Source organism: Marcopretia estuarina LEGE 06307, from assembly GCF_056633115.1.
This window is the reverse complement of sequence record NZ_JBSJOY010000002.1, coordinates 213,742-228,827: the sequence shown is the minus strand read 5'-3', so window position 1 is coordinate 228,827 and position 15,086 is coordinate 213,742. Positions and strand designations below refer to the sequence as shown.

Annotated in this window: 13 protein-coding genes; all 13 read left to right on the top strand. The window is 64.5% G+C overall.

Features of this window, described 5'->3' with window-relative positions:
• The first annotated feature begins 13 nt into the window (after positions 1 to 13).
• The 13 genes from ACWJI3_RS05415 (at position 14) to ACWJI3_RS05355 (ending at position 15,032) form a co-directional block, all read left to right on the top strand.
• A complete protein-coding gene (locus ACWJI3_RS05415) occupies positions 14 to 1,024 on the top strand; it encodes a lytic transglycosylase domain-containing protein (protein ID WP_480203366.1) in 1,011 nt (336 codons plus the stop codon).
• An 83-nt stretch (positions 1,025 to 1,107) separates the two neighbouring features.
• Positions 1,108 to 1,365 (top strand): hypothetical protein, encoded by a 258-nt coding sequence (locus tag ACWJI3_RS05410; RefSeq protein WP_255100386.1) that lies wholly within the window; start codon positions 1,108 to 1,110, stop codon positions 1,363 to 1,365.
• A 9-nt stretch (positions 1,366 to 1,374) separates the two neighbouring features.
• Complete coding sequence (locus ACWJI3_RS05405; protein ID WP_480203119.1) at positions 1,375 to 2,193, top strand: methyltransferase domain-containing protein; 819 nt, start codon at positions 1,375 to 1,377, stop codon at positions 2,191 to 2,193.
• Between the two features lie 26 nt (positions 2,194 to 2,219).
• Entirely contained in the window at positions 2,220 to 3,137 is a 918-nt protein-coding gene (locus ACWJI3_RS05400; protein WP_480203118.1) for an oxidoreductase, read from the top strand.
• Between the two features lie 101 nt (positions 3,138 to 3,238).
• Complete coding sequence (locus tag ACWJI3_RS05395) at positions 3,239 to 4,435, top strand: extracellular solute-binding protein (RefSeq protein ID WP_480203117.1); 1,197 nt, start codon at positions 3,239 to 3,241, stop codon at positions 4,433 to 4,435.
• A gap of 10 nt (positions 4,436 to 4,445) precedes the next feature.
• Positions 4,446 to 5,666: a mechanosensitive ion channel family protein gene (locus ACWJI3_RS05390; protein ID WP_480203116.1), complete on the top strand. Its 1,221-nt coding sequence runs from the start codon at positions 4,446 to 4,448 to the stop codon at positions 5,664 to 5,666.
• 144 nt (positions 5,667 to 5,810) lie between these two features.
• Positions 5,811 to 6,116, top strand: a complete 306-nt coding sequence (locus ACWJI3_RS05385; protein ID WP_480203115.1) for a VOC family protein — start codon at positions 5,811 to 5,813, stop codon at positions 6,114 to 6,116.
• 481 nt (positions 6,117 to 6,597) lie between these two features.
• A complete protein-coding gene (locus tag ACWJI3_RS05380) occupies positions 6,598 to 6,918 on the top strand; it encodes a hypothetical protein (protein ID WP_480203114.1) in 321 nt (106 codons plus the stop codon).
• Between the two features lie 578 nt (positions 6,919 to 7,496).
• Complete coding sequence (locus tag ACWJI3_RS05375; RefSeq protein WP_480203113.1) at positions 7,497 to 8,849, top strand: DEAD/DEAH box helicase family protein; 1,353 nt, start codon at positions 7,497 to 7,499, stop codon at positions 8,847 to 8,849.
• Between the two features lie 24 nt (positions 8,850 to 8,873).
• Positions 8,874 to 10,370, top strand: a complete 1,497-nt coding sequence (locus ACWJI3_RS05370; protein ID WP_480203112.1) for a type I restriction-modification enzyme R subunit C-terminal domain-containing protein — start codon at positions 8,874 to 8,876, stop codon at positions 10,368 to 10,370.
• A complete protein-coding gene (locus tag ACWJI3_RS05365) occupies positions 10,367 to 11,947 on the top strand; it encodes a restriction endonuclease subunit S (RefSeq protein WP_480203111.1) in 1,581 nt (526 codons plus the stop codon). The genes ACWJI3_RS05370 and ACWJI3_RS05365 overlap by 4 nt, the downstream gene beginning before the upstream one ends.
• The gene (locus ACWJI3_RS05360) at positions 11,944 to 13,509 is read left to right on the top strand and encodes a Fic family protein (protein ID WP_480203110.1); all 1,566 of its coding nucleotides are present in this window, start codon (positions 11,944 to 11,946) and stop codon (positions 13,507 to 13,509) included. Before ACWJI3_RS05365 ends, ACWJI3_RS05360 begins: the two co-directional genes overlap by 4 nt.
• Entirely contained in the window at positions 13,506 to 15,032 is a 1,527-nt protein-coding gene (locus ACWJI3_RS05355; protein WP_480203109.1) for a class I SAM-dependent DNA methyltransferase, read from the top strand. The genes ACWJI3_RS05360 and ACWJI3_RS05355 overlap by 4 nt, the downstream gene beginning before the upstream one ends.
• Positions 15,033 to 15,086: the final 54 nt, after the last annotated feature.

The window sequence follows — 15,086 nt, the reverse complement described above, 5'->3', positions numbered from 1 at the left end:
GCTGCTGATTGGCATGGGCGTCGCGGCGGCGCTGCTGGGCGGCGGCCTGCTGCTGCGCCCTGCCCTGGAGGCCTCGCGCGCCGCCGGCACCGAACCGGCCAGCACGCCAGCCACCCCGCCGGACCCCGCAGCGGCAGACAGCCTGGCGGTGGGGCCGCGCCTGCCGCAGCTGCCCACCGATCCGGCCCTGCCCACCCACGCCGACGGGCGCCACTACCCATTGGTGCCGGCGGATCCGCGGCAGCTGGCCGCGCTGCTTGCGGCGGTGGAGGAGGCCCTGCGCGCCGAAGCCACCCCCGCAGAGGCGCTGCCGGCCCTCGGCCATCAGCAGCAGGTGATCTACCGGGTGCTGGCGCACCGGCAACCGCTCGCCGCCGAGGTGCGCCGTTCGCTGCCGCCCCGCTGGCTCAGTGTCTACGACCGGCACCTGCTGGCGCGGCGCTCCTTCCTGGCCATGCACCGCAGCGACCGGCGGCCCACCAGCCTGCCCAGCTGGCGCATCCTGCCGCCACCGCCGCTGGAGCAGCTGGTGCGCTCCTACAAGCAGGCCGAGCAGGCCACCGGCATCGACTGGGAGGTGCTGGCGGCCGTGAACCTGGTGGAGAGCGGCATGGGGCGCATCGATGGTGTGTCGGTGGCGAACGCCCAGGGGCCGATGCAGTTCCTGCCCACCACCTGGGCCCAGCCCGGTGTGGGCAAGGGCAACATCCGCGATCCCCACGACGCCATCCAGGCCGCCGCCCGCTACCTGGTGCGACGCGGTGGCCTCAAGGACATCCGCAAGGGCCTGTGGGGCTACAACAACAGCGACAACTACGGCCGCGCCGTGCTGGCCTACGCGTCGTTGATCCAGGAGGACCCCCGCGCCCTGATCGGCCTCTACCACTGGGAAATCCACTACGCCGCCGCCGCTGGCGACCTGTGGCTGCCGGTGGGCTATGCCCAGAACCAGCCGGTCGCGGTGGCGGCTCACCTGCGGCGCCAGCCGGCCAGCGCACCGCCGCCGGGCTCCTCCGGCTACTGAGCCGGGTCGCGACGCCGACCAGCGAATCGGGCGAGGCGTCACCGCCGGGGGCCAAACTGCTCACGACTGCGCCCGACACCTCCATGGCCCTGGATCTCAATGACCCGGAGCTTGAGTTCTCCGACCTCGTGTACGCCTACCAGAGCTGGGTGATGGCGGTGATCAACGACGAAAAGCTGGGCGGCGAAGAAACCCTGCTCACCGACGACATCGCCGAGGACGCCCTCAACGCCATGCGCTTTCTCTCCGGCGAGGTGACCTCCGCGATCGAAACCAGCCTCGCCCGCGTCTACGACGTGGACCCCGACGAACTGGCCAGCCTGCTGTTCCCGGAGGACTGAGCCGCGGCGATGGCCCCCGACCGCTACGTGCTCGGCAGCTCCGACGCGGAGATCGAGCGGTTGCGGCTGCAGCACACGCTGTGGCTGCCTTCCGCCCGTGCCGCCTGGCAGCGCGCCGGGCTGCAGCCGGGTCAGGCGGTGCTGGATCTGGGCGCCGGGCCAGGCTTCTCCAGCCTGGAGCTGGCGCGGCTGGTGGGGCCCGGCGGGCGGGTGCTCGGCCTGGAGCTGAGCCCCACGTATCTGGAGGTGGCCCGCGCCGCGGCCCAGGCCGCCGGGCTGCCGCAACTTGAGCTGCACGCCCACAACCTCAGCTGTGATCCACTGCCGGCGGAGGGCTTCCAGCTGGCCTGGTGCCGCTGGGTGGCGATGTTCCTGCCCACGCTGGAGCCGCTGCTGGACGGGCTGTCCCGCTGCATGGCCGCTGGCGGACGGGTGGTACTGCATGAATACGTGCACTGGCGCAGCTTCGGGCTGTACCCGAACGGAGCGGCCGTGGCCCGTTTCGCCGAGGCCGCCTACGCCAGCTTCGAGGCGGCCGGCGGTGATCCGGATGTGAACCGGCGGCTGCCGGCACTGCTGGCGGCGCGCGGCTTTCAGATCGACGCCTTGCAACCGCTGGCCCTGGTGGGGCGGCCAGGCGATGCGGTGGCGCGCTGGCTGGAGCGCTTCGTGGTCATCTACGGGCAGGAGCTGATCCGCCAGGGCCGCTGGAGCACCGAGGAGGAGGCGCTGGTGGCCGCCGAGATCAATGCCGCCCACCGGCAGAGTGGCGCGCTGTGGGTGGCGCCCACCGTGCTGGAGCTCCAGGCGACACAGTGGAACGCGTGAATGCCCGCCGCCCAGCAGCTCCCCCCATGCCCTGGACCGCTGACGCCATCCCCGACCAGAGCGGTCGGATCGCTTTGATCACCGGAGCCAACAGTGGCCTGGGGCTGGAATCGGCCCGGGCGTTGGCGGCCCATGGCGCCACCGTGGTGCTGGCCTGCCGCAGCCGGCGGAAGGGCGAGGCGGCCCGCAGCGAGCTGATCGCCAGCGTGCGGGGCGGCGGCGGGCTGGAGGTGCTGGAGCTGGATCTGGCTGATCTGCAGAGCATCCGCCGCGCCAGCCACTGGCTGGCCGACCAGTACGGCCGGCTGGATCTGCTGCTCAACAACGCCGGCGTGATGGCGCCGCCGCGCACGCTCACCCGCGATGGCTTCGAGCTGCAGTTCGGCACCAACCACCTGGGCCACTTCGCCCTCACCCTGCTGCTGCTGCCGCTGATGCGGGGCCGCAGCGACGCGCGGGTGGTGACGGTCACCTCCGGCGCGCAGTATTTCGGCCGCATCGCTTTCGACGACCTGGCGGCGGAGCAGCGCTACGACCGCTGGGCGGCCTACAGCCAGAGCAAGCTGGCCAATGTGATGTTCGCGCTCGAACTGCAGGAGCGTCTGGCCGCCGACGGCAGCGGCGTGGCCTCACTGGCCGCCCATCCCGGCCTGGCGCGCACCAACCTGCAGCCCGCCTCGGTGGCCGCCAACGGCTCGAAGCTGGAAGCGCTCAGCTACCGGCTGATGGATCCGCTGTTCCAGAGCGCCGCCATGGGCGCCCTGCCCCAGTTGCATGCCGCCACGGCCCCCGGCGCCAAGGGCGGTGAGCACTACGGACCGAATCAATGGGGCGGCATGCGCGGCTGGCCCACCCAGGTGCGGATCGCGCCGGCGGCCCTTGATGCTGCCCAGCGGCGGCAGCTGTGGGAGGTGAGCGAAACGCTCACGGGAATCGGCCGATGAGGCAGCGCCTGCCGCTTGCAGGGAAACCTGGCCAGCGGCGCTGGGGGCGGATCGGCGCCGCAGTGGCGGTGCTACTGGCGCTGAGCGGCTGTCAGGGAAGCATGGCGAACCTGCTGGGCCGTGAGCCGCTCTACGTCTACGTGGAGAAGGCCGGGGGCTCCATCGGCAACCCCGCCCAGAACGACGGCACCACCAGCCAGTCGCAAGAGCTGATCGACGGCTTCCGCAAGCTCAACCCCAACGTCGACATCCACGTCAACCACTTTGCGGCCGATCGGATCGTGGAGGCCATGGCCTTTCGCCAGTCGCGCGGCCTGGGGCCCGATCTGGTGGTGAGCCCGGTGGTCACGGCGCTGCGGCTGCACGAGAGGGGGCTCACCGAAGCAGTGGCGTTGAACCCCGTGCAGTTCAATCGCCTGGCGCCCCGCTTCCGCAACGACTTCCGCATCGGCACCCGCTACCTGGCCATCCCGCTGCTGGCCAAGCCGCAGGTGGCCTGCTTCGATCGCCGCCGCGTGAGCGATCCACCCACCACGCTCACAGAGCTGCTGGAACTCAGCGCCAAGGGTCTGCAGGTGGGCCTGCCGCTGCAGCTCGCCGACCTGCTGTGGACCGCCAGCAGCTTCGAGGCTGACGACACCCTGTTGCAACTGGTGGAGCACCCGCCGAGCAAGACGACATCCACCCCTGTGCTGGTGTCTGCAGACGACCGCAGGCAACTGGAGGAGTGGCTGACCTGGCTGGCCGCCACCAACCTGCAGAGCAATGTGTCCTTCTCGGAAGACGACGCCGATCTGGTGGGCCAGCTGGAGCGAGGCGACCGGGACTGGATCAGCTGCAACGGCAACTGGCTGGAGCCGCTCAGCCGCAAGCTGGGCCAGAACCTGGGCATGTCGGTGCTGCCGGGGGCGGAGGGCCGTCCGGCGAAACCGATCACCGCCCTGCGGGTGTGGAGTTTCGGGCGCCATTCCACGGGCCGTCAACGGAAATTGGCAGAGGCCTTTGTGTTGTTCAGCCTCAACAAGGTGAACCAGCGGGAGATGATGCTCTCCGCCCCCGGCACGCTGCCGGTGAACCCCGATGTGCTGGTTCCCACCAAGAGTTCCCATCGCCTGGCGGCCCTGGCCACGAGCCTGGAGAACTCCCACATGCTGAACTTCAGCAACCCGGATCAGACCATGGCGGCCGGCCGGGCGATTGATTTCGTGCTGCAGCGCACGGTGCAGGGAGAGCTCACGCCGGCCGAGGCCACCGCCATGCTGCTCTCCCATCGCCCTGCTGCGGCGCTGGCACCGTGAACGGCGGCCGATGAACAGCCTGTTGTTTGAATTCACCGGCTGGGTGGGCTACCTGAGCCGGCCGGTGGTGTTGGTGCAATGCCTGAGCGCCGGTGCGCTGCTGGTGTTGTTTCAGCTGGTGGTGCGGCCACGGCTGCGCCGGGGGGGCCGCCGGCTGGCGCTGGTGGGAACCGTGGGGTTGCTGGTGGCGCTGCGGCTCAATGCGGCGCTGCTGGAGTGGCTGGGGCAGCCGGCCGGCCTGGCGCTCTACTTCATGCGCATGTATGCGATCTGGCTGTTTCTGGCCTTTGTGCACGAAGCCCTGCTGCTGCGCTTCCCCGTGCGCGGGGTGGATCGCCTGTTCAATCAGCTGATCCGGCCGCTGTACGTGCTGCTGGTGGCGGGATCGCTGGTGAACCAGCTCGATTCGCTCGAGGATGTGGCCGACATCCCCTTGCTGCCGGTGTTCGGTGACACGCTCACCACCGGCAATCTGTTTCTGCTGCTGACGATTCCCTATTTCCTGGTGGCGGTGTCGGCCTATCCGGTGAGCTGGCTGGCGCGCCTGCTGCAGGGGCTGCTGCACTTCAGCGACGGCACCCGCGAAGCCACCACGCTGGTGCTGCGTTATCTGCTCATCGGTGTCGGCGTGCTGTGGCTGATGCACCGCGTGGGCCTCAACACCAATGCGATCGCCGCCATCGCCGGCGGGCTGTCGGTGGGCATCGGCTTCGGCATCAAGGAGGTGTTCTCCAACTTCATCAGTGGCCTGTGGTTGCTGTTCGAAGGATCGGTGCGGCCCGGCGAGATCCTGTTCATCGATGGCGATCCCTGTGAGGTGCGCAGCCTCGGTCTGCGCGCCGCCGTGCTCTGGCGCGACCGCGACAATGCCGAGCTGGTGATCCCCAACCAGGACTTCTTCACCACCACCACCGTCACCTATACGGGCACCGACCGCCTGCGCCGCAGCCAGGTGGATGTGTCAGCCGCCTACCGCCACGACCCCGCCCAGGTGATCCCCATGCTGGAGGACGTGGCCCGCCAATCACCCCGCGTGCTCAGCCAGCCACCGCCCAAAGCGCTGCTGCTCAGCTACGGCGATTCCGGCATCAACTACGGCCTGCGCTACTGGATCGAAGATCCGATGAACAACGGCAGCATCAAAAGCGAAGTGAGCGTGGCCGTGTGGGAGCGCTTCGCCAAGGAAGGCATCGAGATGCCCTACCCGCAGCAGGTGGTGCATCAGGCGTGAAGCAGGGGTGGCTGGGCGCTGAAGCCTGGCCCACGCCACCGCCATCGCTTGGCAAGCCTGCAAGCGAAGACTGGCTCCAGGTAAGTGCATCCTGCAGCATGGGGATGGCGATCCTTCCGAAGAAACGAGATGAGAAGGCTTCACATGGCGCTCTCAACAGACAACATCGAATCCTCCATTGAGGACTATTCCAAACGCTTGGGCGTTCCGCCATGCGCAATCGTTCAAGGGGAATATGCGCTGTGGCGAACAGAGTCGCTGAATCTCTCTGTGCGGCATGATCCCGCCTTTCCGCCAGGATCGCTGCGCCATCTGGGCTGGGAAGACCCAACCGCCACCGCGTTCTCCATGGAGACGGATGTCAACGGGATTGTGTGGGAGCGATTCGCCGCCCACCATCAGGCCGAGGAGATCCAGGCGCTATGGCCGGAGGCGAGCCACGAGGCTTGAGGCTTGAATTCAGGTTGTTGGTTGCAAGGCTGTCCTCACTGCCCCTCAAGATGTTGTGCCGATGAGAACACAAGGCTCTCTACCTCTAGCTGAGCAAAAGGAAGGCCTCCGCAGATCCTGGAAATCGCGCGCGGGCTCGTCAACCGCCTTGCCCGATCGCCACCACGCCCCTATCCACCGAATCTCAACATCTGCACAGCCTTGCGGATGGGGGTGTAAAGCGGAATAGATCCTATGCGTCCCAAGACTCAGAGGAGCACCAGAGGCCGCTGGCACTGCAGCGGAATCTTACTGGAAATGATTGACATAAATTCCTATGCCAATGCTACTGTTTTACAGACAATGCATGGAGATGAAGGCCTCGATCAATTCAGGCACAGCAGCCTTTTCCGAGGCGCCAGAGGACACAGCTCCTCAGGACAGCCCGGTCGCGATGGATACCAATGCCTTTCCTCTCAAGCCCGCTCGCTAGAAGCAAATCATGGAAGAAGTTGCGTCTCTGCTTCGCGAGCTGCTCGCCTGCATGAGCGAAGCCACACTCAAGCTGGACGAAATATCTGACAAGCTAGACAACATCAACGGCATCTACGGCCTCGACGACATTGCAAGGAGGTTCGAAAACGTTAACGGCATCTATGGCCTCGACGACATCGCCTCAAAACTCGATGACGTAACAGCGAAGATAGACGAGGCCACAGAAGATATTGTCGGAGAAACTCGATATAATCTGACGGATATTCACAATGATCTGGAAATCATTGATGGTGATATTGCAACCCTTCAATTGGCCGTTTCATCATAGCCGCTCTCTTGCGCTCAAAGAGAAAGCATTCTCCTGCACGCATCCGAGAGGCCTGGACACAATCCAGTCGTTTGGCCCGCTCACAAGAAAGCCACAACCTCGATCGGTTCGCGGTGCCTTCCATCCCGATGCAAGGCATGAAGGAACAGATCAACTTCGGGCAGAAGCACTCCTGGCATGGCGCCGAAATCGGCGCCGTTCGCTGCTGCGCTCGCTGGAACCTGCCCCCTCGAGGCCGTGCGTGAGCAGCCGATCCATACGGTGAGTCACACCGGCTTTTCCCTGCGGTGCACACCCAACCGCTTATCGATCTTCGGCAACAAACTAGACATGGTCACAGCAGGGCCACGACCCCTGAGCCTCAGAGTCGAAGACTTGACGCGTGGTGTGTCCAAGCTGCCCAGCAGTGTGATCGGCCGCCTCCCCATTCCCACCACTCCCGTGGGGCCAACAGTTGTTGACGCCATTGAGCAGTCCCTCCCCAATCACCCAAAACAGGGCGTGGGTCTGACGCTCGAAAGCGGCACCACTGCAGACAATCCTCAGCGCACCTACGTTCTGGCCCAGGGAGAGCCCCCATGAACCTGACACCCGAGCAGAAGGCCCGGCTGGACATCGACGCTGCTCTCGTTGAGGCGGGCTGGGTCATCCAGAACCACGACGCCATCAATCTGGGCGCCGGGCTGGGTGTGGCGTTGCGCGAGGTCAGCATGGCCAGTGGCCATGGGACTGCGGACTATCTGCTGTTTGTGAACGGCAAGGCCGTGGGCGCCATCGAAGCCAAACCGGCAGGCCACACCCTCAGCGGCGTGGAACTCCAATCCAGCAAGTACGCCGCGGGCCTGCGGGCAGAGCTGAGTCGCCCCGTCACGCCGCTGCCGTTCGTGTACATGAGCACGGGCGTGGAGACCCGCTTCATCAACGGTCTCGACCCCGACCCGAAATCCCGCACCGTCTCCGCCAACCTGCCCCACATCCATCGGCCGGAAACCCTGGCTGAATGGATCCAGGCCGAAACACTCGATGCCTGGGTGAAGCGCCTATATGCGGAAGGGTGCGGCCTGTACACCGCCGCTGAAGACACGAAACCATCGTCGTTCCGGGGCCGCCTCACCACCATGCCGCCGGTTGAGCCGGGCACCCTTTACGCCAACCAGATCGAAGCCGTCACCAACCTGGAGCACTCGCTCCAGCGCAACCGCCCGCGCGCCCTGATCCAGATGGCCACCGGCTCCGGCAAAACAATTGCCGCCATCACCGCCATCTACCGCTTGATCAAGTACGGCGGAGCGCGTCGGGTGCTCTTCCTGGTGGATCGCGACAACCTCGCCAAGCAGGCCGAGAAGGAGTTCCAGGGCTACTGGGCGCCGGAGGTGAACCGCAAGTTCACCGAGCTCTACAACGTGCAGCGCCTCAGCTCGAACACGATCATGGACTCGAGCAAGGTGGTGATCGCCACGATCCAGCGGGTGTATTCGATGCTCAAGGGCGAACCTGAGCTCGATCCCACCCTGGAGGAAGGCTCCCAGTTCGAGAGCGGCGCCGACGCCATCCTGGAGCCGCTGCCGGTGGTGTACAACCCGGCCTTGCCGCTGGAGTTCTTCGACGTGGTGGTGATCGATGAGGTGCATCGCTCGATCTACACCCTGTGGCGGCAGGTGGTGGAGTACTTCGATGCCTTCCTGATCGGGCTCACCGCCACCCCCTCGAAGCAGACCTTCGGCTTCTTCAACAAGAACTTAGTGATGGAGTACAACCACGAACGCGCCGTGGCCGATGGCGTGAACGTGGACTTTGAGATCTACAAGATCCGCACCCGCATCACAGAAGGTGGCTCCAAGGTGGAAGCCGGGCATGGCACAATGCTCGGCTTCCGCAACCGCAGAACGCGGGCGCTGCGCTGGCAATCCGCCGAGGAAGATCTCACCTAAAACCCGAACGATCTCGACCGCCGCGTGGTGGCGAAAGACCAGATCCGCACGATCATCCGCACCTTCCGCGACCGATTGCCTGTGGACATCTTTCCAGGACGTAAAGAGGTGCCAAAAACCTTGATCTTCGCCAAGGACGACAGCCACGCCGAAGACATCGTCGAGATCATCCGCGACGAATTCGGCCGGGGCAATGCCTTCTGCCAAAAGATCACCTACCGGGTGACGGATGCGAAGCCCGATGACCTGATCCAGGCCTTTCGCAACCAGTACGAGCCACGCATCGCCGTGACGGTGGACATGGTGGCCACGGGCACGGACATCAAGCCGATTGAGATTGTGATGTTCCTGCGGGCGGTGAAAAGCCGGTTGCTGTTCGAGCAGATGAAAGGGCGCGGGGTGCGCATCATCAACCCCAACGACCTGCGCGCCGTGAGTGGTGAAGAGGCCAAAGCCAAAACCCACTTCGTGATCGTCGACTGCGTGGGCGTTACTGAGAAAGAACTTGCCGACAGCCAACCACTGGAACGCAAGCGCACGGTGAGCCTCCAGGCACTGCTCCAGCACGTGGCCATGGGCGGCACCAATCAGGAGGTGCTCTCCTCGCTGGCCAGCCGCCTGGCCCGGCTCGATCGGCAGTGCGGCCAGGAAGACCAGGCCCGGGTGCTGGAAGCCTCCGGCGGAATCCCCCTTGGGCGCCTCTGCGCTGCGATCGTGGAGGGGCTCGACCCTGACCACCAGATCGCCGAAGCTCGCCGCCTGTTTGAGGTTGCCGAGGGCTCCGAGCCGACGGAGCAGCAGCTGAGCCAGGCTGCGGAGGCTTTGCTGAAACACGCCGTTGAACCCCTGGCCACGAAGCCAGCGCTGCGCAACTTGCTTGTAGACCTCAAGCGGGAGCTGGAGCAGGTGATCGATGAGGTGTCGGAGGATGTGGTGCTGGAGGCGGGAGCCAGCACGGAAGCGCGCGAAAAGGCCCGCGCGCTCGTGACCGACTTCGAGCAGTTCATCACGGCCAACAAGGACGAGATCGATGCCCTGCAGTTCTTCTACGCCCAGCCCTACGGCAAGCGCCTGTCGTTCAACGACATCAAGGCCCTGGCCGAGGCGATCAAGGCACCGCCCCGCTCCTGGACGCCCGAGCGGCTCTGGCGCGCCTATGAGCTGCTGGAGCGCGACAAGGTGCGGGGCGCCTCCAGCCAGCGGTTGCTCACCGACATCGTGTCGTTGATCCGCTTCGCTACGCGCACGGATGGGGAGCTGGTGCCGTACGTGGAGCAGGTGCGCGAACGCTTCAACCAGTGGCTGGCGCAGCAGGGCAATCGCGGCCGACCCTTCAGCGACGAGCAACTCAGCTGGCTAGAGATGATGCGCGACCACATCGCCACCAGCCTGGAAATCCACCTCGATGATCTCGACTACACACCCTTTGCTGAAGCCGGCGGGCGCGGCAAAGCGGTGCAGGTGTTTGGATCCGGGCTTCGCGAGGTGATTGGTGAGCTGAATGAGGTGTTGGCGGCGTGAGCAGCGCACACTTGCCAAGTCACTGGACCACCACCACTCTTTTACACATCGTTACCGCACTTGAAGCTGGCAAGAGCTTTCGGTGCGTTGAGAAGCCACCGAATGATGAGGAACCTGGAGTTGTCAAGGTCAGTGCTGTCAGCTGGGGGGCGTTCAACGAGCAGGAAAGCAAGACATGCCCGAGCGAAAAGCAATTCAATCCGAACTATCAAATCCATCCTGGTGACTTGCTGATCAGTCGCGCCAACACGATTGAACTGGTTGGTGCTTGTGTGATCGTGGGCTCAGTGACTAAACAGCTGATGCTCAGTGACAAGATACTGCGCGTCTTAGTTGCAGACGAGTTGAAGCCTTGGATTCTTTGGTATCTGCGGAGTCGCGATGGACGCGCTCAGATTGAGGCTCGGTCAACCGGGAATCAACTCTCGATGCGCAATATTGGACAGGCAAGCTTGCTTGGCATTCAGATTCCCCTAGCTCCAGCTCGAGAGCGTTTTCAAGTCGTCGAAGCCATCGAGAGCTACCTCACCCGGCTCGATGACGCCATGGCGACCTTGGTGCGGGTGCAACGCAACCTGAAGCGTTACCGCGCCTCGGTGCTCAAGGACGCCGTCGAAGGGCGACTGGTGCCCACCGAGGCCGAACTGGCCCGCGCGGAGGGCCGGGAGTACGAGCCCGCCTCGGCGCTCCTGGAGCGCATCCTCGTCGAACGTCGCCAGCGCTGGGAGGAAGCCGAGCTGGCGAAGATGAAAGCCAAAGGGAAACCGCCATGGAACGACAAGTGGAAAGCGAGGTATGTGGAGCCAGCAGGGCCTGATACGGGTGAGCTGCAGGAGTTGCCGGAAGGGTGGTGTTGGACTCGTATCGACATCGCAGGGCATGTTCAACTTGGGCGACAGAGAGCACCTGTCCACCACGAAGGGCCGAACATGCGACCCTACCTTCGCGTAGCAAATGTGTTTGAAGATCGAATTGATGCCGCAGATGTTATGACCATGAACTTCTCAGAGAAGGAGTTCGAGATCTATCACTTGAAGCACGGCGACATTCTCCTTAACGAAGGACAGAGCCCACACCTGGTTGGGCGGCCAGCGATGTACCGGAACGAAGTTCCTGGCGCATGCTTCACCAACTCCCTCATAAGATTTCAGGCTTCATCAAGTGTGGAGCCACGGTTCGCCCTGTTGGTCTTCTTGGCTCAGCTTCACTTGCGCAGGTACATGAAAGTCGCTCAGATCACCACCAACATTGCCCATCTCGGAGCCGGGCGGTTTGCGGAAATCGAGTTCCCATTACCCCCTCATACTGAACAGTTGCGAATTGCGGAGGAGGTTGATCGGTTATTGACTACGTGCCGGGCGACAGCCCTTGCCGTGAACGCCGATCTTTCAAGGATTTCACGCCTCCGCCAATCCATCCTCAAGTGGGCTTTCGAAGGCCGCCTCGTCGACCAGGACCCCAAAGATGAGCCTGCTGAGGTAATGCTGGAGCGCATCCGCGCTGAGCGCGCTGCCCAGCCTACGCGCGCCGCTCGCAGCCGCCGCCAGGCTCCCGGAGAAGGTGGGAGTCGAAGGTGAGGACACCGCTGCCCATCAACCTCGACGCGCTCCTCCATCAACGCACCATCGAGAACGAGCGCGTTGAGTACAAGGCGGCTTGGAATCCCCAAAGCGTGCTGCACACGATCTGTGCTTTCGCCAACGACTTCCACAACCTCGGCGGTGGCTACCTCGTGATCGGTGTCGAGGAGCAGGATGGCCGCCCCATGCTGCCGCTCAAGGGCATCGATCCGACTGGCATCGACGCGCTGCAGAAAGAGCTGCTGAATCTGGGCAACCAGGCGATTCAGCCACCCTTTCATCCAATCGCTGCCCCATACACCGTGCAGGGGAAGGCCGTTGTCGTTATCTGGGCGCCGGGTGGAGAGACCCGCCCGTACAAGGCCCGGGTGAGCCTGGCTAGAGAGGCCAAGGAGTGGGCTTACTACATCCGCCGTGGTTCCAGCACCGTGCGCGCCCGGGGAGCCGACGAGCGTGAATTGCTCGGCCTGGCGGCGACCGTGCCGTTCGATGATCGCTGCAACCACGCCGCCTCTCTCGATGACCTTTCCCGTCGCCTGATCGGTGAATTCCTCGATGAAGTAGGAAGCGAGCTGGCCGGCGAGTTGCCTTCGCTCTCCAGCGAAGCGCTGGGTCGGCAGATGAATGTGGTCGGTGGCCCGTCCGAGTTGCCGTTCCCCAAGAATGTGGGCCTCCTCTTCTTCAATGACGCGCCGCACCGCTTCTTTCCCGCGACCCAGATCGACGTTGTGTTCTTCCCTGATGGGGCCAGTGGCGATCGCTTCGAGGAGAAGGTGTTCCAGGGGCCACTCGGGCGCATCGCACGGGATGCCATCAGCTACATCGCCAACAACTACGTCAGGGAGACGGTGATCAAGCATTCCGATCGCTCGGAGGCCGAGCGCCTCTGGAATGTTCCGCGGGTCGCGATCGAGGAGGCCATTGTCAATGCCGTCTATCACCGCTCCTACGAGGAGCGGGAACCGATCGAGGTGCGCATCAGTCCTGAGGATCTGGTTGTGCTCAGCTTTCCCGGTCCCGATCGGTCCGTGCGGATGGAGGATCTGCGGGTCGGCAAGGCCGACAGCCGCCGCTATCGCAACCGCCGCATCGGCGAATTCCTCAAGGAACTCGACCTCACGGAAGGACGCTCAACCGGCGTTCCCAAGATTCTGCGGGCCATGAAGGACAACGGTTCGCCGCCGCCGGAGTTCGAGAGCGATGAGGATCGCACCTACTTCCTGATCCGCCTGCCGCTTCATCCGCGGGCGGAGGGGTGGCTCCCGCAGGGCACCCCCCAAGTCACCCCCCAAGTCACCCCCCAAGTCGAGCGGTTGCTGGCGGTCGCGGATGGAGAGTCACTCCGCGAAGAGCTGCAAGAGCGGCTGGGCATCACCAACAGGAAATACCTTCGGACCAGCTTCCTCGTGCCTGCGATCCAGGCTGGCCTGCTTGAGATGACGAGTCCCGACAAGCCGAACAGCAGCAAGCAGCGCTACCGCCTCACCGTCCTCGGCAGGAGCCTGCGCACGCGTCAGGCCTTACGCAACAGGCCGAACCCCGAGGAACCCCGCGCATGAGCGACGCCGCCAACCGCATCGTCCAGAAGCTTTGGTCTTACTGCCACGTGCTGCGCGACGACGGGCTCTCCTACCAGGACTACCTGGAGCAGCTCACCTTCCTGCTGTTCCTCAAGATGGCCGATGAGCGCGCCCAGCTCACCGGCGAGGAGCAGCCGATCCCCGAGGGACACCGTTGGGCCGACCTGGCCGCGCCGCAGATGGAAGGCGTGGAACTGGAGCAGCTCTACCGCCGCACCCTCAATGCCCTGGGCAGGGAGGGCGGGATGCTCAGGCTGATCTTCGAGAAGGCCCAGAACAAGATTCAGGATCCGGCCAGGCTGCGTCAGCTGGTGGTGGAGCTGATCGGCAAGGAGAACTGGTTGGCGATGTCGGCCGATGTGAAGGGCGATGCCTACGAAGGCCTGCTGGAGCGCAACGCCCAGGACACCAAAAGTGGCGCTGGCCAGTACTTCACCCCACGCCCCCTGATCGACGGCATCGTCGAGTGCGTGCGGCCCCAGCCCAGCGAGGTGATCGCCGACCCCGCCTGTGGCACCGGCGGCTTCCTGCTCTCCGCCTACGAATACGTCCAGCATCACTACGCGCTCGACCGCGACCAGAAACGCCACCTGCGCTTCGAGGCGCTGCGCGGCACCGAACTGGTGCCCAATGTGGCCCGCCTCTGCGGCATGAACCTCTACCTGCACGGCATCGGCCCCGACGGCGAACACCAGCACGAGGTACCGATCCAAACCGACGACGCCCTTCGCGATGAGCCCAGCGTCCGTGTCGATGTGGTGATCACCAATCCTCCCTTCGGCAAGAAGTCGTCGATCACGATCGTCAACGATGTCGGCGAAACCGATCGCCAGTCACTCACCTACAACCGCCCCGATTTCTGGACGACCACCTCCAACAAGCAGCTCAACTTCGTGCAGCACATCAAGTCGCTGCTCAAGATCCATGGCCGTGCCGCCGTTGTGGTGCCCGACAACGTGCTCTTCGAGGGGGGTGCCGGCGAGATCGTGCGCCGCAATCTGCTCAAGGAGTGCGATGTCCACACCCTGCTCCGCCTGCCCACCGGCATCTTCTATGCCCAGGGCGTGAAGGCCAACGTGCTGTTCTTTGATCGCCGGCCCGGCGCGGAAACTCCCTGGACGAAGACGTTGTGGGTGTACGACCTGCGCACCAACAAGCACTTCACCCTCAAGACCAAGCGGATGGTCCGCGCCGATCTCGATGAGTTCGTGGCTTGCTACCGGCCTGAAGATCGCCACAACCGCGCAGCAACCTGGAGCGAAGCCAACCCCGAGGGGCGCTGGCGCTCCTTCAGCTACGAAGAGATCCTCGCCCGCGACAAGGTAAGCCTTGATCTCTTCTGGCTCCGCGATGAGAGCCTAGAAGATTCCGCCAATCTGCCGGAGCCGCACCTGCTGGCCCAGGAAATCGCCGATGATCTGCGTTCGGCCCTGGCCCAGATTGAGGACGTGCTCGGGGATCTGGAGCAGCGTGTACAGGTCGGCGACCTCAACGAGGTGTAGGTCATATTCGTGTTGATGCGCTCGTAGGGGTGCGACGCTGCCTACCTCATAAAC